Annotated in this window: 19 protein-coding genes; 5 read left to right on the top strand and 14 right to left on the bottom strand. The window is 74.7% G+C overall.

The features are described from left to right. The first annotated feature begins 5 nt into the window (after window positions 1–5). Genes AB0K43_RS01980 through AB0K43_RS01990 form a run of 3 tightly spaced genes read left to right on the top strand, consistent with a single transcriptional unit; the run spans window position 6 to window position 3048 of the window. Window positions 6–1115, top strand: coding sequence for a dihydrodipicolinate synthase family protein (locus tag AB0K43_RS01980; protein ID WP_363635251.1), 1110 nt, complete (start codon window positions 6–8; stop codon window positions 1113–1115). Then, window positions 1112–1951 carry a sugar phosphate isomerase/epimerase gene (locus AB0K43_RS01985; RefSeq protein ID WP_363634744.1) on the top strand — a complete coding sequence of 280 codons (840 nt, stop codon included), beginning with the start codon at window positions 1112–1114 and terminating at the stop codon, window positions 1949–1951. The genes AB0K43_RS01980 and AB0K43_RS01985 overlap by 4 nt, the downstream gene beginning before the upstream one ends. Continuing rightward, complete coding sequence (locus AB0K43_RS01990) at window positions 1948–3048, top strand: glycerate kinase (protein ID WP_363634746.1); 1101 nt, start codon at window positions 1948–1950, stop codon at window positions 3046–3048. Before AB0K43_RS01985 ends, AB0K43_RS01990 begins: the two co-directional genes overlap by 4 nt. Before the next feature lie 71 nt (window positions 3049–3119). Here the strand turns inward: AB0K43_RS01990 and hypE are convergent, their stop codons facing one another. From hypE to AB0K43_RS02055, 13 genes are all read right to left on the bottom strand, one after another. Continuing rightward, window positions 3120–4211 carry a hydrogenase expression/formation protein HypE gene (hypE, locus tag AB0K43_RS01995; protein WP_363634748.1) on the bottom strand — a complete coding sequence of 364 codons (1092 nt, stop codon included), beginning with the start codon at window positions 4209–4211 and terminating at the stop codon, window positions 3120–3122. Further along, the gene (gene hypD / locus AB0K43_RS02000) at window positions 4204–5337 is read right to left on the bottom strand and encodes a hydrogenase formation protein HypD (RefSeq protein WP_363634750.1); all 1134 of its coding nucleotides are present in this window, start codon (window positions 5335–5337) and stop codon (window positions 4204–4206) included. Before hypD ends, hypE begins: the two co-directional genes overlap by 8 nt. Then, the gene (locus AB0K43_RS02005) at window positions 5334–5624 is read right to left on the bottom strand and encodes a HypC/HybG/HupF family hydrogenase formation chaperone (RefSeq protein ID WP_363634752.1); all 291 of its coding nucleotides are present in this window, start codon (window positions 5622–5624) and stop codon (window positions 5334–5336) included. Before AB0K43_RS02005 ends, hypD begins: the two co-directional genes overlap by 4 nt. A gap of 32 nt (window positions 5625–5656) precedes the next feature. Then, window positions 5657–8011 carry a carbamoyltransferase HypF gene (gene hypF / locus AB0K43_RS02010; RefSeq protein ID WP_363634754.1) on the bottom strand — a complete coding sequence of 785 codons (2355 nt, stop codon included), beginning with the start codon at window positions 8009–8011 and terminating at the stop codon, window positions 5657–5659. Further along, window positions 8008–8868, bottom strand: coding sequence for a hydrogenase nickel incorporation protein HypB (gene hypB / locus AB0K43_RS02015; RefSeq protein ID WP_363634756.1), 861 nt, complete (start codon window positions 8866–8868; stop codon window positions 8008–8010). Before hypB ends, hypF begins: the two co-directional genes overlap by 4 nt. Before the next feature lie 4 nt (window positions 8869–8872). Further along, window positions 8873–9256 (bottom strand): hydrogenase maturation nickel metallochaperone HypA, encoded by a 384-nt coding sequence (locus tag AB0K43_RS02020; RefSeq protein WP_363634758.1) that lies wholly within the window; start codon window positions 9254–9256, stop codon window positions 8873–8875. Window positions 9257–9587: 331 nt separating this feature from the next. Next, window positions 9588–10115, bottom strand: a complete 528-nt coding sequence (locus AB0K43_RS02025; RefSeq protein ID WP_363634760.1) for a hydrogenase maturation protease — start codon at window positions 10113–10115, stop codon at window positions 9588–9590. Then, the gene (locus AB0K43_RS02030; RefSeq protein WP_363634762.1) at window positions 10112–11509 is read right to left on the bottom strand and encodes a hypothetical protein; all 1398 of its coding nucleotides are present in this window, start codon (window positions 11507–11509) and stop codon (window positions 10112–10114) included. Before AB0K43_RS02030 ends, AB0K43_RS02025 begins: the two co-directional genes overlap by 4 nt. Continuing rightward, window positions 11506–12165, bottom strand: coding sequence for a DUF6084 family protein (locus AB0K43_RS02035; protein ID WP_363634764.1), 660 nt, complete (start codon window positions 12163–12165; stop codon window positions 11506–11508). Before AB0K43_RS02035 ends, AB0K43_RS02030 begins: the two co-directional genes overlap by 4 nt. Beyond that, the gene (locus AB0K43_RS02040; protein ID WP_363634766.1) at window positions 12162–12806 is read right to left on the bottom strand and encodes a DUF5947 family protein; all 645 of its coding nucleotides are present in this window, start codon (window positions 12804–12806) and stop codon (window positions 12162–12164) included. Before AB0K43_RS02040 ends, AB0K43_RS02035 begins: the two co-directional genes overlap by 4 nt. Continuing rightward, window positions 12803–13348, bottom strand: a complete 546-nt coding sequence (locus AB0K43_RS02045) for a hypothetical protein (protein ID WP_363634767.1) — start codon at window positions 13346–13348, stop codon at window positions 12803–12805. Before AB0K43_RS02045 ends, AB0K43_RS02040 begins: the two co-directional genes overlap by 4 nt. Next, window positions 13345–15129 carry a nickel-dependent hydrogenase large subunit gene (locus AB0K43_RS02050; RefSeq protein WP_363634769.1) on the bottom strand — a complete coding sequence of 595 codons (1785 nt, stop codon included), beginning with the start codon at window positions 15127–15129 and terminating at the stop codon, window positions 13345–13347. Before AB0K43_RS02050 ends, AB0K43_RS02045 begins: the two co-directional genes overlap by 4 nt. A 108-nt stretch (window positions 15130–15237) precedes the next feature. After that, entirely contained in the window at window positions 15238–16329 is a 1092-nt protein-coding gene (locus AB0K43_RS02055; RefSeq protein WP_363634771.1) for a hydrogenase expression protein HypE, read from the bottom strand. A 238-nt stretch (window positions 16330–16567) separates the two neighbouring features. On the opposite strand from AB0K43_RS02055, the gene AB0K43_RS02060 reads away from it, so the two are divergent. Both AB0K43_RS02060 and AB0K43_RS02065 read left to right on the top strand, forming a co-directional pair. Next, entirely contained in the window at window positions 16568–17749 is a 1182-nt protein-coding gene (locus AB0K43_RS02060; RefSeq protein WP_363634773.1) for a PP2C family protein-serine/threonine phosphatase, read from the top strand. 123 nt (window positions 17750–17872) lie between these two features. Then, complete coding sequence (locus AB0K43_RS02065) at window positions 17873–18775, top strand: polysaccharide deacetylase family protein (protein WP_363634775.1); 903 nt, start codon at window positions 17873–17875, stop codon at window positions 18773–18775. 16 nt (window positions 18776–18791) lie between these two features. On the opposite strand, the gene AB0K43_RS02070 is transcribed toward AB0K43_RS02065, so the two are convergent. Beyond that, window positions 18792–19310: a histidine kinase gene (locus AB0K43_RS02070; protein WP_363634777.1), complete on the bottom strand. Its 519-nt coding sequence runs from the start codon at window positions 19308–19310 to the stop codon at window positions 18792–18794. Window positions 19311–19374: the final 64 nt, after the last annotated feature.

A 19374-nucleotide genomic window follows, 5' to 3' on the forward strand; every position in this document is an offset into this window, starting at 1 on the left:
ACCGGATGCACGCCCCCGTGCCGCTCGCCCGCCCCGCCGGGGCGCCCCGGGCCCGGGGCGCCTACGCCGCCGCCCACGTGGTCGCCGACCCGCTCGGCGGGAACGCGCCCGGCGCGCCGGCCGCCGTCGACTGGGACGCCACCCTCGCCTTCCGCCACCACCTCTGGTCGCTCGGTCTCGGTGTCGCCGACGCGATGGACACCGCCCAGCGCGGCATGGGCCTGGACTGGCCCGCGACCCGTGAGCTGATCACCCGCTCCGGCGCCGAGGCCCGATCCGTGGGCGGACGCCTCGCCTGCGGCGTCGGCACCGACCAGCTCACCACCCCCGCCCGCACCCTGGCCGAGGTCACGGCCGCCTACCGCGAGCAGCTGGAGGTGGTGCAGGCGGCCGGCGCCCGACCGGTCCTGATGGCCAGCCGGGCGCTCGCGGCCCTGGCGACCGGCCCGGAGGACTACCTGCGGGTCTACGGCGGGCTGATCGCGGCGGCCGACCGGCCGGTCGTCCTGCACTGGCTGGGGGAGATGTTCGACCCGGCGCTGGCCGGCTACTGGGGCTCCCGCGACCTCGACCGGGCCACCGCCACCGTGCTGGCGCTGATGGCGGAGCACACCGGCCGGATCGACGGCATCAAGGTCTCGCTGCTGGACGCCGGCCGCGAGGTCGCCCTGCGCCGCGCGCTGCCGCCCGGCGTGCGGCTCTACACCGGCGACGACTTCCACTACCCGGAGCTGATCCGCGGCGACGAACTCGGCCACAGCGACGCCCTGCTGGGGGTCTTCGACCCGATCGCCGGCCCGGCCGCCGCCGCCCTGCACGCCCTGGACGCCGGTGACCGGGCCCGCTACGACGCGCTGCTGGCACCGACCGTGCCGCTGGCCCGGCACCTGTTCGCGGCGCCGACCTACCACTACAAGACCGGCATCGTGTTCCTGGCCTGGCTGGCCGGCCACCAGGAGCACTTCACCATGGTGGCCGGCGCGCAGAGCGGGCGCTCCCTGCCGCACCTGGTCGAGCTGTTCCGGCTCGCCGACCGGGCCGGCCTGCTGCCCGACCCGGACCTCGCCGCCCGGCGGATGACCGCGCTGCTCACCGTCGCGGGGGTGGCGCGGTGACGACGACCGCCCGCCTGTCGCTGAACCAGATCACCACCAGGGGCTGGAGCCTGCCGGAGGCCGTCCGCGGCTGCGCCGAGGCCGGCATCCCGGCGATCGGCCTGTGGCGGGACAAGGTCGCCGAGGTCGGCGCCGCCCGGGCCGCCGGGCTGGTCCGGGCGGCCGGCCTGAGCGTCAGCAGCCTCTGCCGGGGCGGCTTCCTCACCGCCACCGACCCCGCCGCCCGGCGCGCCGCGCTCGCCGACAACCTGCGGGCCGTCGAGGAGGCGGCCGAACTCGGTACCGACACCCTGGTACTGGTGGTCGGCGGGCTGCCCGAGGGCGACCGCGACCTGCCCGCGGCCCGCACCCGGGTCGCCGACCTGCTCGCCGAACTGGCGCCGCACGCGGGCGACCTGGGGGTGCGCCTCGCGATCGAGCCGCTGCACCCGATGTTCTGCGCCGACCGCGCGGTGGTCTCCACCCTGGGGCAGGCGCTCGACCTCGCCGAGCTCTTCCCCGCCGACCAGGTCGGTGTCGTGGTGGACAGCTACCACGTCTGGTGGGATCCGGAGTTGGGCGCCCAGCTGGCCCGGGCCGGTGCGGGCGGCCGGATCGCCGCGTACCAGGTCGGCGACTGGACCCTGCCGCTGCCCGCCGACGCCCTGCTCGGCCGGGGCCACGTCGGCGACGGCTGCATCGACTTCCGCACGCTCACCGACCAGGTCACGGCGGCCGGTTACACCGGCTGGATCGAGGTCGAGATCTTCAACCAGGAGGTCTGGGAAACCCCGGGGGCCGAGACGCTGCGCACCCTGGTCGAGCGGCACACCGTGCACGTGGTGCCGGCCGGATGAGGGTGGTACTGGCGCCGGACTCCTTCAAGGGCTCGCTGGGTGCCGCCGGCGCCGCGCGGGCGCTCGCCGAGGGCTGGCGCACCGTCCGGCCGCAGGACGAGCTGCTGCTGTGCCCGATGGCCGACGGCGGCGAGGGCACCCTCGCCGCCGTCACCACCGCGCACCCCGACAGCACCCGCCACCTGGTCCCCGGCTGCACCGGCCCCGACGGCCGCCCGGTGAACGGGAGGTACGCCCTGCTCCCGGACGGCACGGCGGTGGTCGAACTCGCCGTGGCGAGCGGACTCCCGCTGCTGGAGCGCCCGGCCCCGCTCACCGCCGGCACCCGGGGCACCGGCGAGACCATCGCCGCCGCGCTCGACCGGCACCGCCCCCGCCGGCTGCTGCTGGCCCTCGGCGGCTCGGCCGGCACCGACGGCGGCGCGGGCCTGCTGAGCGCCCTCGGCCTGCGCCTCACCGACGCCGACGGCCACCAACCACCCGGTGGCGGAGCGGCGTTGGGAGCCGTCCGGCACGCGGACCGGGCCGCCCTGCGCCCGCCGCCGCCCGACGGCGTGGTCCTGCTCACCGACGTCACCAACCCGCTGCTGGGCCCCGACGGAGCCGCCGCCGTCTACGGCCCGCAGAAGGGCGCCACCCCGGCGGACATCCGCATCCTCGAAGCCGGCCTCGCCCGACTCGCCGAAGTCCTCGGCGGCGAACCGCAGCTGCCCGGCTCCGGTGCGGCCGGCGGCACCGCGTACGGGCTGCACGCCGGCTGGGGCGCCCGGATCGCCCCGGGCGCCGCCGCCGTCGCCGACCTGCTCGGCCTCGACCGGGCGCTGGCCGGAGCCGATCTGGTGATCACCGGCGAGGGCCGCTACGACCTGACCAGCCTGCGCGGCAAGGCGGTCGGCGAGGTCGCCCGCCGAGCCACCGCGGCCCGGGTCCCGGCCGTGGTGATCGCCGGGGCCGTACAGGTCGGCACCCCCCGCGCGGGCCTGCACGCACTGCGCAGCCTCACCGCCCTGGCCGGCACCCCGGCCGAGGCCCGCCGCCACCCCACCCGCTGGCTCCGCACCGCCGCCGCCCGCACCGCCAGAACATTCCCCCACTAGCCGGGGGAGCACTGCGCGGAGCGGGAAGAGACCGTTCGGCACTTCCCGCTCCGCGCACCCCATCCCGCCCCTCAGCAGATCCGCGGCAACTGCTCCCCGATCGGCAGATCCACCACCCGGGTGCCCCCCAGCCCGGTGCGCGCCACCACCATCCCGTGGTGCTCGTCCACGCACTCGCCGATCACCGCCGAGCCCGCGCCCAGCGGATGCGCCCGCATCGCGGCCAGCACCCGCTCGGCACCGGCCCGCGGCACGAACGCCACCAGCTTGCCCTCGTTGGCGACGTACAGCGGGTCCAGGCCGAGGATCGCGCAGGCGTTGGCCACCGGCGCCGGCACCGGGATGCTGCGCTCCTGCAGCACCACCCCGACCCCGGCCGCCGAGGCGATCTCGTTGAGCGCGGCCGCCAGCCCGCCGCGGGTGGGATCCCGCAGCACGTGCAGATCGGGCGTCGGCGTCACGTCCAGCATGGCCTGCACCAGGCCGCCGAGCGCGGCGCAGTCGCTGCGGATGTCCACCCCGAACTCCAGCCCCTCCCGGACGCTCATCACGGCGACCCCGTGCACCCCGATGTCGCCGCTGACGATCACCACGTCGCCGGGCCGGGCCCGCTGCGGCCGCAGGTCGACGCCCGCCGGGATCAGCCCGATCCCCGCGGTGTTGAGGTAGATGCCGTCGCCGTGACCGGACTCGACCACCTTGGTGTCGCCGGTCGCGATCTCCACCCCGGCCGCCCGCGCGGCCGCCCCGACCGCCTGGGCGACCCGGGCCACCACCGAGGTCTCCACGCCCTCCTCCAGGATGAACCCGCAGGACAGGTAGGCCGCCCGGGCCCCGGTCATGGCCAGGTCGTTGACGGTCCCGTTGACCGCCAGGTCGCCGATGCTCCCACCGGGGAAGAACAGCGGCCGCACCACGTACGAGTCGGTGGAGAACGCCAGCCTGGCCCCGCCGAGCGTCACCGTCGCGGCGTCGCCCAGCTGGTCCAGCACCGGATTGCCGTACGCGGGCGCGAAGATGTGCTGGACCAGCTCCGCGGACAGCACCCCGCCGCCGCCGTGCCCGAGCACGATCCGCGGCTGGTCGCGCAGCGGCAGCGGGCAGCTCCAGCCGTCGAAGTCGGGCGCCGGGCCGGTGGTGCCGAAGTCGAGCAGGTCAGCCAACGGGGCTCGCCTCCCGGGTCGTGGTGGTGGCGGATCCGGTGCCCAGGCGCCGGTAGAGGTAGTACGCGGCGCAGGCGCCCTCGCTGGAGACCATGGTCGCGCCGAGCGGCGTGCGCGGGGTGCAGAGCGTGCCGAAGGCGCCGCACTCGTGCGGCTTGAGCAGGCCCTGCAGCACCTCGCCGCTGCGGCACTCGGCCGGCTCGACGGTGGTGATCCCGCCCACCGAGAAGCGCTGCTCGGCGTCGAACTCCCGGTACTTCTCCGAGAGCCGCCAGCCGCTGCCGGGGATCACCCCGATCCCGCGCCAGGCCCGGTCGGTGACCTCGAAGACGTCCTCGATCATCGCCCGGGCGGCCGGGTTGCCCTCGTCCTGCACGGCGCGCCGGTAGGCGTTCTCGACCGCGGCCTCGCCGCGCTCCAGCTGCCGCACCGCCCGCCGGACGCCCTCCAGGATGTCCAGCGGCTCGAAGCCGGTCACCACGATCGGTACCCGGTAGCGCTCCGCCAGCTCCGGGTACTCCCGGGTGCCCATCACCGAGCAGACGTGGCCGGCCGCGAGGAAGGCCTGCACCCGGCAGGTCGGCGACTCCATCAGCGCGGTGATCGCCGGGGGCACCCGCACGTGCGAGACCAGCAGGCTGAAGTTGCGGATCCCGAGCCGGTGGGCCTGGTGGACCGTCATGGCGTTGGGCGGCGCGGTGGTCTCGAAGCCGATCCCGAAGAACACCACCTGCCGGGCCGGGTTCTCCTGGGCGATCCGCAGCGCGTCCAGCGGGGAGTACACCACTCGGACGTCGCCGCCGGCGCTCTTGACCTGGAAGAGGTCGCGGTCGCTGCCCGGGACCCGGAGCATGTCCCCGAAGGAGCAGAAGATCACTCCCGGCCGGGACGCGATCTCCAGTGCCTTGTCGATCATCTCCAGCGGGGTGACGCACACCGGGCACCCCGGGCCGTGGATCAACTCGATCTCGTCCGGCAGCAGTTGGTCCAGGCCGTGCCGGATGATGCTGTGCGTCTGCCCGCCGCAGACCTCCATCAGCGCCCACGGCCGGGTCACCGTGGCCCGGATGTCGGCCAGCAACCGCCGTGCCAGCTCCGGGTCCTGGAACTCGTCGAGGTACTTCACCGCTGCTCCTCCCCGCCGGCCGTCTCGGCGGCCAGCTCCCATGGGTCACCGAACTCCTCCTGGAGCGCGCCGATCTCGGCGAACAGCTCCAGGGTGCGCAGCGCCGACTCCTCGTCCAGCCGTTGCAGGGCGAAGCCGACGTGCACGATGGCGTACTCGCCGACCGCCAGGTCGGGCAGGTACTCCAGGCAGACGTCCTTGACCACGCCGCCGAAGTCGACCACCGCCATCCGGGTACCGTCGCGTTCCTCGATCTCCAACACCTTGCCGGGCACCGCCAGGCACATGGGTCTCTCCTCGCCTCTTCGTCCGGGCAGGGTCACGGCTGCGGTGACGCTCGCCGTGCGCGGGCCGCCGCCACCATCAGCTGGCCGAGCGCCAGCCCGCCGTCGTTGGGCGGGACCAGCCGGTGGCGCAGTACGCCGAATCCGGCCGCCCGCAGGCCGCGCGCGCAGGCGGTGGACAGCACGGTGTTGGCGAACACCCCGCCGGTCAGCGCCACCGTCTCCAGGTCGTGCCGGTGCCGGGCCGCCTCGCACAGCCGCAGCACCAGCCCGGCCACGGCCGCGTGGAAGCGCGCCGCCACCACCGCGGCCGGCTCGCCGGCGCGCAGGTCGCCGACCACCGCCGCGATCACCGGCCCGGGCTCGGCGACCAGCTCCCCGTCCACCCCGCCGGCCCCGGGCCGCAGTTCGAAGTGGTAGCTGCCGCAGTCCGGCCGGGTGAGCGCCGCGGCCTCCAGTTCGAGCGCCGCCTGGGCCTCGTACCCGGCGATCTGGCAGATTCCGGCCAGCGCCGAGACGGCGTCGAACAGCCGCCCCATCCCGGAGCTCGGCACGCAGTTCAGCCCGCGCTCCAACTGCACCCTCAGCGCGGCCAGTTCGTCCGCCGGGCAGGCCGCCACGCAGGGCAGTTCCGGGTCCCAGCCGAGCCCGGCGGCCCACAGCTGGGCGAGCGCGCTGCGGTACGGGCGCCGCACCGCAGCGTCGCCGCCCGGCAGCGGCACGTACCCGAGCCGCCCGAAGCGCTCGAAGTCGCCGTACCCGGCCAGCAGCACCTCACCACCCCAGACCGCGCCGTCCTCGCCGTACCCGGTGCCGTCGAAGGCCACCCCGATCACCCGGGCCGGCTGCTCCAGCCCGTGCTCGGCCATCGCCGAGGCGATGTGGGCGTGGTGGTGCTGCACCAGGGCCAGCGGCCGCCCGTCGGCCGCCCGCCGGGCCCAGGCGCCCGACCGGTAGCCGGGGTGCCGGTCCGCCGCCAGCAGCTCGGGCCGGACCCCGGTGACGGCCTCCAGGTGCCGTTCGGCCCGGTCGAAGGCGTGCAGCGTGGACAGGTCGTCCATGTCGCCGATGTGCGCCGAGAGCCAGGCCCTGGTGCCCTCGCCGAGGCAGCAGGTGTTCTTGAGGTCCCCGCCGACGGCGAGCGTGGGCGGGACCGCGACCGGCAGCGCGACGGGCCGGGGCACGTACCCGCGCGAGCGGCGCAGCACCATCACCTGGCCGTCGCAGACCCGCACCACCGAGTCGTCGCAGGGCACCTGGATGGGCCGGTCGTGAGTCAGCCAGGCGTCCGCGAGCGGCGCCAATCGCTCCAGCGCCTCGGCGTCCTCGGTCACGATCGACTCGCCCGAGCGGTTCCCGCTGGTCAGCACGAGCAGCCCGGGCCCGGGCGGGTCACCGGGCAGGCCCAGCAGCAGGTGGTGCAGCGGTGTGTAGGGGAGCATCGCACCGAGGTCCGGGCTGCCCGGCGCGACCTCCTCGGCGACGCCCGAGCAGCCGGAGCCGCCGGCCCGCCGGCGCAGCAGCACGATCGGGCGCTCCCGCCCGGTCAGCAGGGCCAGCTCCGCCGGTCCGGCGTGCACCAGCGGCTCCAGCTCGGCGACCGAACGGGCCATCAGCGCGAAGGGTTTGTCCCCGCGCCCCTTGCGCCGGCGCAGCAGCGCCACGGCGGCCGGGTTCCCGGCGTCGCAGGCCAGGTGGTAGCCGCCGATCCCCTTGACCGCGACGATCGCGCCCCCGGCGAGCAACTCCCGGGCGGCGCCGACCGCTCCGCCGCCGCTCGCCTCGCGGGCGCCGCACAGCCGCAGCACCGGCCCGCAGTCGTGGCAGGCGATCGGCTGGGCGTGGAAGCGCCGGTCGCCCGGGTCGCCGTACTCGGCCCGGCAGCGCGCGCACATCGGGAACCGCCCCATGGTGGTGCCCGCCCGGTCGTAGGGCAGCGAGGTGACGATGGTGAACCGCGGCCCGCAGTGGGTGCAGCTGATGAACGGGTGCCGGTGGCGGCGGTCGGCCGGGTCGGCGAGTTCGGCCAGGCAGGCGTCGCAGGTCGCCACGTCGGGCGGCACCAGGGTGCGCTGCGGCCCGTCCGCCACCGAGGCGAGGATGCGGAAGCCGGTCTGCCCGGTGGCCGTGGCGGGCCGGTGCACCACCGACTCCACCTCGGCCAGCGGCGGGGCGTCCCGGCCGATCCGCTCGCAGAACTCGCCGACCGCCCCGGCCGCGCCCTCCACCTCGGCGAGCACGCCCTCCCCGGTGTTGGTGACGTGGCCGGCCAGCCCGAGGCCGACCGCCAGCCCGTGCACGAACGGCCGGAAGCCCACGCCTTGGACCACCCCGCGGATCGTCACCGCCCGCCGCTCGACCTCGTCGCCGGGCGCGCGCAGATCGGTCATCGGACGGATGCGGCGGGGTGGTCGTGGCGCCCGAGGTGCTCCTGCGGCCCATGGCCGTGGCCGCGCTCGTGCTGCTGCCCGTGCTCATGGTCGTGCTGGTCGCCGTGCGCGTGCGCGTGCCCGTGCTCGGTCGCCTGGTCGCCCCCCTCGCCCTCGTGGCCGTGCGGGGCCGGCCGGGCCATCACCGGCCGGTGCACCGGCCCGCCCTCCAGCGCGGCCAGTGCCCGGCCCAGCAGCGTGCCGACGCCGGCCCCCTGCCGGGCCGAGGTCAGCACCACCTCCACCCCGGGGTTGACCCGCGCCACGTTGGCCCGGAACGCTGCCTCGTCGAAGCCGACCGCCGCCGCGAGGTCCGTCTTGGTGACCACCACCAGGTTCGCCAGCCCGTACGCGGTCGGGTACTTGAGCGGCTTGTCCTCGCCCTCGGTGACGGAGCCCAGCACCACCCGCAGCGTCTCGCCCAGGTCGTAGGAGGCCGGGCAGACCAGGTTGCCAACGTTCTCCACGAACAGCAGCCTGGTCTCCGCCGGCAGCCAGCCGTCCAGGTGCCCGTGCAGCATCTGCGCCTCCAGGTGGCACAGGCCGTCGGTGAGCACCTGCTTCACGGGCACGCCGGAGCGGGCCAGCCGGGCCGCGTCGTGCTCGGTCGCCAGGTCGGCGGTGAGCGCGGCCACCGGCACCCCGCGCTCCCGGGCGAGGGTGAGCTCACGCTCCAGCAGCTCGGTCTTGCCGCTGCCGGGGCTGGAGAGCAGGTTCACCACCACCGTGCCGCGCGCGGCCAGTTCGGTGCGCAGCGCGAGCGCGCACCCGTCGTTGCGGGCCAGTACCGACTGCTTCAGCTCGACCACACGGCACACGGGTTCACAGCTCCTCGGCTTCGGTTGCCAGGGCCGGCTCGCCGGCCCAGTGCACGGCGGTGATCTGCAGCTCGCGGCCGGCCACCAGTTGGGTGCCGGCCCCGCTGCCGCAGGTCGGGCAGACCAGGTCGGGCGGCATCCCGGGGGCCCAGCCGGTCCCGCAGGGGCCGCACTCGGCGAGCGCGGCGACTTGGTCGATCTCCAGTTCGGCGCCGGCCAGCGGGGTGCCCTCGCAGACCAGGTCGAAGCCGAACCGGAGCGCGTCGGGCACCACGCCGGCCAGCTCGCCGACCCGGAGCCGGACGCGCTGCGCGGTGTCGCCCGTCCTGGCCTCGGCGCTGGCCGTGACCTGGTCGACGATCGCCAGCGCGATCGACATCTCGTGCATCGGCTCTCTCCGCCCGTCGGGCCCGCGCCTGCTGCCGCCACGCCCCGGGCGGGCGCCCGGCGACGTGGACCATTACAGGCCCGGTGCCCGGCGCGGCACCCGCGCCGCGCCGGGCACCGGGCCCGGCGTACTCCGTTTGCCCCAGCCGTTTGCCCCAGCCGGCTGCCCCAGTCGGCTAGCCCGGCCGGTCGCTCGGCTGCACCAGGTCACATCTGCCGGATCCTCAGATAGCGCTTGATGTCGGGCAGGGTCAGCTTCACCACGGCGAGCACGACCACCACGGCCGCCCCGCGGATCAGGAACTTGCTCATGTGCGGGCATTCCTCTCTTGTCATCGGGTCCCCATCGCGGCCGCGGTGCGACCGGCCTCCTCCACCAGCCCCAGCACGACCGCGACGGCTTCGTCGACGGCCGCCTCGACCACGGGGCTGAGCCCCACGCCCTCGTCCAGCGTCAGCGGTTCGCAGCCCACCACCAGCACCCGCTCGGGCCCGCTGCCGCCGAGCCCGGCGGTGAGCGTGCCGAGCACGGCGAGCACGGCGTCCGGGGTCATCCGGTGGCCGTCCACCAGCGCGGTGGGCTGCTCCTCCGGCTCCGGCAGCCGGGCCTCGATCAGGTAGACCGTGCCCGGCTCGCAGCCGCGCGCGGTGGCGTCGACCAGCACCACCGACCGGTAGCCCTCCAGCAGTTGGTAGGCCAGGTGGACGCCGCGCACGCCGGTGTCCACGAGCTCCACGTGCTCGGGCATGGCCAGGGCGGACAGCCGCCGGACCACCTCCACGCCGAAGCCGTCGTCGCCGAGGAAGATGTTCCCCACGCCGGCCACCAGCACCTTGCCCTGCGGCAGTCCGCCGCTCATCGCTCCTCCTCCGCGGGCGCCGGGGCGACCTCGTCCGGCTGGAAGTACAGGAATCGTCCCTGCTCGCGCCACAGGTCGGCGCCCGGGTCGCCCTCGACCGTCACGGCGAGGTGGACCGAGCCGTCCACGTCGTGCAGCACGGCCTCCACCAGAGCGGTCCGGCCCTGCAGGAACAGGTCCTGGGCGTCGGTGCGGCGCCGACCGGGCCGCAGCACCACCCGGCTGCCGGCGCCGACGCTCCGGCCGTCGATCAGCACCTGGTCCCGCGCCGGGTCCACCGAGCGGTCGCCACCCGGATCCCACCAGGGGGTCAGGTCGCCCTCCGGCGCACCTTGCGCGGTCGGCCCGGTGACCTCGCGCAGCGCCCGGACGGCGCCGTGCAGGCGCTCCATCACCTCGGCGGGCAGCGAGTCGGCCAGGTCGATCACGGCCCCGGCCCGCTCGTCGGTGCCGCGGGCCTCCCGCTTCTCCTGGTCGGTCAGCGCCGAGGTGCGCAGCGCCAGGATCTCGTCGATCTCGGTGGCGTCGTAGAACCCGCCGGGGCTCTCCGGCGCGATCGCGGGGTGGTCCTCCAGGATGATCGGCGAGGAGAGCACCACGTCGGCCTTGCCGTCGGCGCCCGCCAGCACCGGCCAGGTGCGCAGGTTGCGGCACTCGGCGACGGCGCCCGCGGCCCACTGCGGCGGGTCGGTCATCGACAGGAACGAGCCGGAGTCCAGCCCGAGCAGCAGGTGGGCCGCGACCAGCGACCGGGGGAGTGCGGCCTCCCGGTCGGCCGAGCCGGCGGTCGGCTCCCAGGCGCTGGTGTTGAGCACCTCGGCGGTCAGCCGCAGCGCCGCCCACGGCCCGGGGAGTTCGACCGCGGTCAGGCGTACCGCGCCCTCCACCCGCTCGCGGCGCCGGTTCAGCCGGCCCACCGGCCGGCCCTGCGCCGACACTAGTTCGGTCTCGGTCGCCGCCGGCCGGTTGAACGGCAGGGTCACGCCCTCGCCCAGCAGCTCGGCGACCGGCAGGGACAACCGGACCCGCTCCTCGGCGCCCTCGTCCCACGGCACCAGCACCCGGTCCGGCAGCTCCAGCGCGGCCACCGTCGGCGTCGAGCCGTCCGGCCGCAGCTCCTGGACGGTCCGCCGGACGGCGTGCAGGAACCGCACCTCGACCGTCAGCCGGGCGCCCGCCGCAGGCTCCATCAGCAGCTCGGTGCGCTGCCAGGAGTGCTCGCCGCCGATCTCCTCGAAGGCCGGCGGCACCAGCACGCCGAACTGCCAGCGCAGCCGGTTCTTGGCGGCCGAGGCCCGGTAGGGGTAGAGCACGTAGCCCTCGAAGAGCACCGCGTCGGCGATCCGGCGGGCCACCTCGAACGGTGCGGGGTCCACCTCGGTGGTCGCGCTCACCGCACACTCCCCTCTGCCACGGTAACGGGCGCGGCCGCCGAGGCCAGCAGCGCGCGGACGGTCGCCTCCCAGGACGGCAGCGCGTGCCGGGAGCGGTACTCCAGCAGCGCCGCCAGGTCCTCCCTGGGCAGCCGCACCCAGCCGCAGCCGGGGAAGTGCTGGTCGATCATCTCCCGCCACACCGCGGCGGGCAGGGCGCAGGTCGCCTCGCGGTCCCAGGGCACCGGCTCCACCCGGAAGCCGCCCGCACCGGTGAACGCGGTGCCCGAGAAGAGCAGCAGCAGCGGTGCGTCGCCCTCGGTCAGCGCCTCGAAGTAGCGGGTGGCGGCCAGGTCCAGGTCGTAGCTGCACGGCACCACCAGGTCCGCCTCGGTCTCCCCGGTGAAGCCCGGCACGGTCAGCGAGACCTGGGCGAACTGCACCGGGTTGAGTGTGCTGCCCCACCTGGCCGGCTCGCCGAACAGGTTCGCCAGCCCGGCCGCCTCGGCCGGCCCGTACCGCCGCTTGGCCGGCTCGATCCGCAGCTGGCAGCGCAGCGCCAGGGCGTGCACCCGCGCGTTGTCGGCCGCGGTGATCCGCAGCCGGAACACCAGGGTCGGTCCGGCCGCGTACGGGTCGGCCCGCACCCCGGTGCAGCTGAAGCCCAGTTCGCTCACGCCGGCTCCTCGGTCCGTACGGTCCGGGCGCGGGCCCGGACGTTCTCGAAGAAGGCGGCGAGCTCGGCCCGCGCCTCGGCCCCGCCGTCGAAGCCCTGCCAGGTCAGCCGCATCCGGCCGACCAGCTCGTAGCAGATGTCGATCGGCACCAGGAAGCACTCCGCGGCGCCCTGCTCCCGGCGCACCAGCAGCGCCTCCACGTCGGGCTGCAGCAGGGCCGCCAGCGGACTGTCGCCCAGCACGGCCTGCCAGGAGGCCGGATCGAGCTCGCTCTCGGTGGCCCCGGCCGGGCTGGGGTAGAGCGCCACCAGCCGGTCCAGCTCGGCGTTGCGGAAGAAGAAGGCGGTGCCGACCGGGATCTGCAGCTGCTCCCAGGCCCCGTCGTCGAGGGCGTGCGCCGAGTCGGCCAGGTAGCGGTCGGGCACCGTGCGGTAGTGGCCCTGCCCCGTCCGGCCCTGCCCCGCGCCCTGCTGCTCGAACAGCAGGGCGCAGGGCGTGCAGGCGCAGGTCAGGCTGCGGTTCTCCAGCCGGACCAGGTGCCGGTGACGGTCGGTCAGGGCGACCCCGCACAGCTCGCAGCGCTCGGGCCGCGGCGGCGCGGGCGCCCGGAACCGGCGCAGTCCGGTGGCGGGCGCGCTCACCGGGTCTCCGCCGGCACCAGCCCGGGCCGGACCCCGATCTGCAGCAGCGCCGGCTCCTTGGGTCCGGGTGGTGCGAGCTGGACCGAGGCCACCTCGGGCGCGAACACCGCGACCACCTCGGCGATCGCCTCCCGGGTGCCGTCCGAGCTGCCGGAGCACCCGCATCCGGAGCTCTCCACCCGCACCTGGAGCATGCCCGAGGCTGCGTCGAAGGCGGCCACCGAGGCGCCCGGCACCTGCCGCACGGCCCGCTCGACCCGCGCGGTGAGGTCCTCCGGGTGCAGCTCGTGCAGCACCAGCAGCCCGGTCACCAGCTGGTCGTCCAGCAGCTCGGCCAGCGGCCCGGCGGCCGGCCGGTCGGGGTCGTGCGCCTGGGCCGCCAGCAGTTCCACCGCACGGGCCAGCCCCGCTCCGTAGAAGTCCATCAGCACCCGCACCAGCTCCTCGGCCGTGGCCACGGCCTGCTGGTCGCCGGCCGCCGCCAGCCGGTCGAGGATCTCCTCGACCCGCCGGCCGGCGGCCTCCCCGGTCGCGGCGCTCATCCGGACATCCCGCTCAGACCGCTCGGGACGTGCATCTTCTGCAGCGTCTTCCCGTCGCCGAGGTACATGTGCACACCGCAGGGCAGACACGGGTCGAAGCTGCGCACCGCCCGCATGATGTCGATGCCCTTGAAGTTCTCCGGGGAGTTCTCCTCGAAGATCGGCGTGTTCTGCACCGCGTCCTCGTACGGCCCGGGGGTGCCGTAGCTGTCCCGGACGCTGGCGTTCCACGGGGTCGGCGGGTACGGGTGGTAGTTGGCGATCTTGCCGTCGCGGATCACCATGTGGTGCGACAGCACGCCGCGCACCGCCTCGGTGAAGCCGACGCCCAGCCCCTCGTTCGGTACCTCGAACCGCTCCCAGGTCTGGCTGCGCCCGGCCCGGACCTCGGCCAGCGCCTTCTCGGCGAAGTGCAGGGCGACGGCGGCGCTGTAGGCCTGGAAGTAGGTCCGGGCCCGGTTGCGCTCCAGCGCGTTGGACCACTTCGGGATCTTCCATTCGAAGCTGGTCTCCGGCTTGGTCAGGGTGCGCGGCAGGTTGATCACCACGCTGTGCCCGGTCGCCTTCACGTAGCCGATGTCCACCAGGCCGGACAGCGCGGTGGACCACAGCCGGGCGATCGGGCCGCCGCCGGTGTCCAGCGCCAGGTAGTCCTTGCCGTCGAACCAGCGCGGCGACATCACCCAGCTGTACTTGTCGTCGAAGTTGCGCTTCTGCGGGGCCGGGATGGTGTGCTGGTTCCAGGGGTGCCGCGGGTCGACCGGGTTGCCGAGCGGGTCGTGGGTGACGAACTGCTCCTTGCCCTCCCAGTCCTGGTAGTAGGAGGAGCCGAGCAGGATCCGGATGCCCAGGTTGATCTCGGTGAGGTCGTTGGTGACCAGCTTGCCGTCCACCACCACGCCCGGGGTGACGAACATCCGCCGGCCCCAGTCGGTCATGTTGCGGTAGGTGAAGTCGCAGTGGTCCGGGTCGTTGAGCGCACCCCAGCAGCCGAGCAGGATCCGCCGCCGGCCGACCTCCTCGTAGCCCGGCAGCGCCTCGTAGAAGAAGTCGAACAGGTCGTCGTGGAGCGGCACGACCCGCTTCATGAACTCGACGTAGCGCATCAGCCGGCTCAGGTAGTCGGTGAACAGCTGTACCGTCGCCACCGTGCCGACCCCGCCCGGGTAGAGCGTGGAGGGGTGCACGTGGCGGCCCTCCATCAGGCAGAACATCTCCCGGGTGTACCGGCTGACCTGGAGCGCCTCGCGGTAGAACTCGCCCTCGATCGGGTTGAGCGAGCGCATGATGTCGGCGATGGTCTTGTAGCCGTGCTCGGCGGCGTGCGGTGCCTCGGTGCGCTCGGCCTTCTCCAGCACCCCGGGGTTGGTCTCGCGGACCATCTTCTCGCAGTAGTCGACCCCGACCAGGTTCTCCTGGAAGATGTTGTGGTCGAACATGTACTCGGCGGCCTCGCCGAGGTTGATGATCCACTCGCCCAGGTGCGGCGGCTTCACGCCGTACGCCATGTTCTGCGCGTACACCGAGCACGTGGCGTGGTTGTCACCGCAGATGCCGCAGATCCGGCTGGTGATGAAGTGTGCGTCGCGCGGGTCCTTGCCGCGCATGAAGACGCTGTAGCCGCGGAAGACCGACGACGTGCTGTAGCACTCGGCGACCTTCTTCTGCTTGAAGTCGATCTTGGTGTGGATGCCGAGGCTGCCCACGATCCGGGTGATCGGGTCCCAGCTCATCTCCACCAGGCCGTCGTTGCCGCCCGGCCGCGGGGCTGTTGTCGTCATGGCGTGTGTCGTGCCCTTCTGAAGGTCTGCGTGGGGGTGCGGTGCACCGCGCCGGGGCCGCGGCCGCCGCAGCGGGCGGACGCGACCCCGGAACGGGTGGCGGGGCGGTCACCAGGGCGGGCGGTAGCCCGTCGTCAGCTTCCGGCCGGTGCTGCGCCACTTCGGCTCCTGGTCCACGGTGTGCGTGGTGATCGAACGGAGCTTGCGGATCACCGAGCCGTACGCGGCGCTGGCCGAACTGGACACCTTGGCGCCCGGCGGCTCGTCCATGAACGGCATGAACTTGTCCGGGAACCCGGGCATGGTGCAGGCGATGCAGATGCCGCCCACGTTCGGACAGCCGCCGACGCCGTTGATCCAGCCGCGCTTGGGGACGTTGCACTTGACGACCGGACCCCAGCAGCCGATCCGCACCAGGCAGGTCGGCTGCCCGTAGTCGGTGGCGAACTGCCCCTGCTCGTAGTACCCCGCCCGGTCGCAGCCCTCGTGCACGGTGGCGCCGAACAGCCAGGTGGGGCGGAGCTTGTCGTCCAGCGGGATCATCGGCGCGGCGCCGGTGAGCTGGTAGAGCAGGTAGACCAGGGTCTCCGAGAAGTTGTCCGGCTGGATCGGGCAGCCCGGCACGCACACGATCGGCAGCCCGGCCTTGGACTTCCAGTCCCAGCCCAGGTAGTCGGGCAGGCCCATGGCCCCGGTGGGGTTGCCGGCCATCGCGTGGATGCCGCCGTAGGTGGCGCAGGTGCCGATCGCGACCACGGCGGTGGCCTTGGGGGCCAGCCGGTCGACCCACTCGCTGGTGGTGATCGGCTGCCCGGTCGCGGGGTCGTCGCCGAACCCGCACCAGTAGCCCTCGGCCTTGATCGCCTCGTTCGGGATGGACCCCTCGATCACCAGCACGAAGGGCTCCAGCTCGCCGCGGTCCGCCTTGAAGAACCACTCGACGAAGTTGTCGGCACCCTGCACCGGACCGCACTCGAAGTCGATCAGGGGCCAGTGCACGGCGATCTTCGGCAGGCCGGGAAGTACACCGAGGACGATCTCCTCGATGCTGGGCTGGGTCGCCGCGGTGAGTGAGACGGAGTCGCCGTCGCAGCTCAGCCCCGCGTTGATCCAGAGAATGTGCACCACCGGTTCCTCGCCCTCGGTGGGCGGGCCGGTGGATCGGGATGTCGCCTCGGTGGCCGACGGTGTCGAAGCCATAGGACGCCTCCTCCTTGCGAAGGCACGACAAGACCGACAAATCGGTCCTCTGGCATCTTCCTACCAAGGCCCGGCCGGAGCGGGGAGGTCGATACGGCCGAACCGGTGGACCTTGGGCCGGGCTCCGCCGACCGGGTGAGCACCCGTCCGGTACCGCCTCCGCCGCCCGACCGCCTGCCCCGCCGCGCCGCCACCCGCCCCGACGGCGCCCGCGCGGGGGCGGGTGTATCCAGGAGTCATGGACATTCGGGGACGAGCCGAGGCGCTCCGGCGGAGCGGCCCGGCCGGGTGGGCGCTGGTCGCCATCCCGCTGCTCCTGATCGTGCTGGTCTCGATCGGTGACGTCCTCGCTCCGCCGCAGGTCCACCTGGGGCCGTTCCTGGTCGCCGCCCCCGCGATCACCGCCTCGTTCGCCGGGCCGCGGACCACCGCCGTGATCGGAGCGCTCGCCGTGCTGGCCCAGGTGGTGGTCGGCGCGGCCCGCACCACCGTGCTGGACCTCAACCACACCGTGCAGACCACCGCGCTGGTGCTGATCTCCGCCCTCGTCACGCTCTTCGCCTACCTGCGGGAGCAGCACGAGAAGGAGATGACGCAGTTGCGCTCGGTCGCCGAGGCCGCGCAGCAGGTGGTGCTGCGCCCCCTGCCGCCCCGGATGGGGCCGCTGCGGATCGCCTCGGTCTACGTCGCGGCCGAGGCCGAGGCCCAGATCGGCGGAGACCTGTACGCCGCCGTCCGGTCCGGCCGGGCGACCAGGGTGATCGTCGGCGACGTCCGGGGCAAGGGGCTCGGGGCGATCGGTGACGCCTCGCTGGTCCTCGGCGCCTTCCGGGCCGCCGCGCACCGCCGGGTCGCGCTGACCGAGCTGGTCGACTTCCTGGACGGCACCGTCGCCGGCGACCTCGACCAGCCGGACGACCAGCCGGACCGGCAGGAGTCCTTCACCACCGCCGTCGTGCTCGACATCCCGGACCGCGCTCCCGTCATCCACCTGGTCGACTGCGGCCATCCACCGCCCCTGCTGCTGCGCGGCGGCCTCGTGATCCCGATGGAGGCCAGGGAACCGGCCCCGCCGCTCGGCCTCGCCGCGCTGGCCGAGCGCGGGTTGGGCGTGGAGTCCTTCCGCTTCGAGGTCGGCGACACCATGCTGCTGTACACGGACGGCGTGGTGGAGGCCCGGGACGCCGCCGGCACCTTCTACCCGCTGGCCGAGCGCGTCGCCGGCTGGCCGGCCGACGACCCCCAGGCGCTGCTGCGCCGGGTCTGCAAGGACCTCTCCGAGCACACCGGCGGCCGGCTCGGCGACGACGCCGCCATGGTGGCCATCGTCCGCCTGCCGGACCCGGACCCGGACCCGGACCCGGACCCGGACCCGGACCCGGACCCGGACTCGGACCCGGACGGAGCCGGACACCGCTGACGCGTTCCGGCGCCGGGCCGACGGCCGGTCAGGACCCGAACGGCGGTGCACCCGACGCGCGTTCGAAGGGCCCGTGCCTACGGTGGTCGAAAGCTGTCGTCCGCCACGGGCACGGAGGTTCGGATGTCGTTGGCTCGCCGGGTGGTCCTGGCCGCGCTGGCCGGTAGCGCGGTCGCCGGGTGCGGTGTCTCGCGGCGGTCGCCGCACGCTGCGGGCACCCGCACCTCCGGCGCCCCGACCCCGGGCCCGGCCGCTGCGCCGGCCCCGGCGGCCCCGGCGGCCCCGCCCGTCCCCGCACCCGCCCCCGCGGCGCCCGCCGTGCCCACCAGGGACGACCTGGTGGCCCGCCTCGGGGAGCTGACCCCGAGCAGCTGGGCGCTGGACGGGCCGGGTGTGATCACCGGCCTCCCCGCAGGTGAGCAGGCGATCGCGCTGACCTTCGACGCCTGCGGCGGACCGGGCAGCGACGGCTACGACGCCGCGCTGATCGACACCCTCCGGGCCCGGCAGGTGCCCGCCACGCTGTTCCTGAACTCCCGCTGGATCGACGCCAATCCGGACGTCTTCCAGCAGCTCGCCGACGACCCGCTGTTCGAGATCGGCAACCACGGCACCCGGCACCGGCCGCTGTCGGTCTCCGGCCGGTCCGCGTACGGGATCGCCGGCACCCGGGACGTGGGCGAGGTGTACGACGAGATCGCCGGCAACCGGGACGGGCTCACCGAGCTGCTCGGTCACCCGCCGGCCTTCTTCCGCTCCGGCACCGCCTACTACGACGATGTCGCCGCCCAGGTGGTGGGCCTGCTGGGCGAGCGGATCGCCGGCTTCACGGTCAACGGCGACGCGGGCGCCACCTTCTCGGCCGGTCAGGTCCACCGCACCGTCGCGGCCGCCGAGCCCGGGTCGATCGTCATCGCCCACATGAACCACCCGGCCGCCGGCACCGCGGCGGGCGTGGCCGCGGCCCTGCCCGAACTGCTGGACGCCGGCAACCGCTTCGTGCGGCTGTCCGACGTCCGTTGGTGAGCCGCGGCGGGCGGATCTAGTCCCGCTCGTCCCGCTCCGCGTGCAGCGACTCCTCGGCCGCCTCCTGCGCGGCCCGCACCTCGGCCTCCACCTCGGCCGCCGGGCGGCGGACCAGCCGGCCGCCGTGCCGGGCCGCGATCTCGTCCGCCGCCTGCGGCCCGGACTCGGTCAGCTCGACGATCAGCAGGGTGGTGCCTTCGGCCAGCCCGCGGCTGAAGACCATCAGGCCCTCGGTCGCGTCGCTGAACCGCTTGAACTCCGCGCCGCCGCCCAGGGCGGTGCCCGCGCCCCAGCCCAGGAACACGCCGATCGGACCGCCGATCAGCCCGACCAGTCCGCCGACCACCCCGCTGAGCACGGTCGTCGCGCCGGCCCCCCGCACCCAGCTGTCCGGTACGTCCAGCAGCCCGTCGGCGGTCCGCTCCATGACGGCGGCCTGCCGGACCCCGTGCAGCTCCTTCATCTCCCGGTACGCCGCCCGGGCGCTCCCGGTGTCGTCGAAGGTCACGAAGAGCATGGAGTGGGTCTCGGTCATCCTGCTGCCTCTCGGGTTACGGGTGCGGGCGCTACCGACACCGTAGGCCCGCCCGCGCGGTGCG

Source organism: Kitasatospora sp. NPDC049258 (genome assembly GCF_040678895.1).
Taxonomy (GTDB): domain Bacteria; phylum Actinomycetota; class Actinomycetes; order Streptomycetales; family Streptomycetaceae; genus Kitasatospora.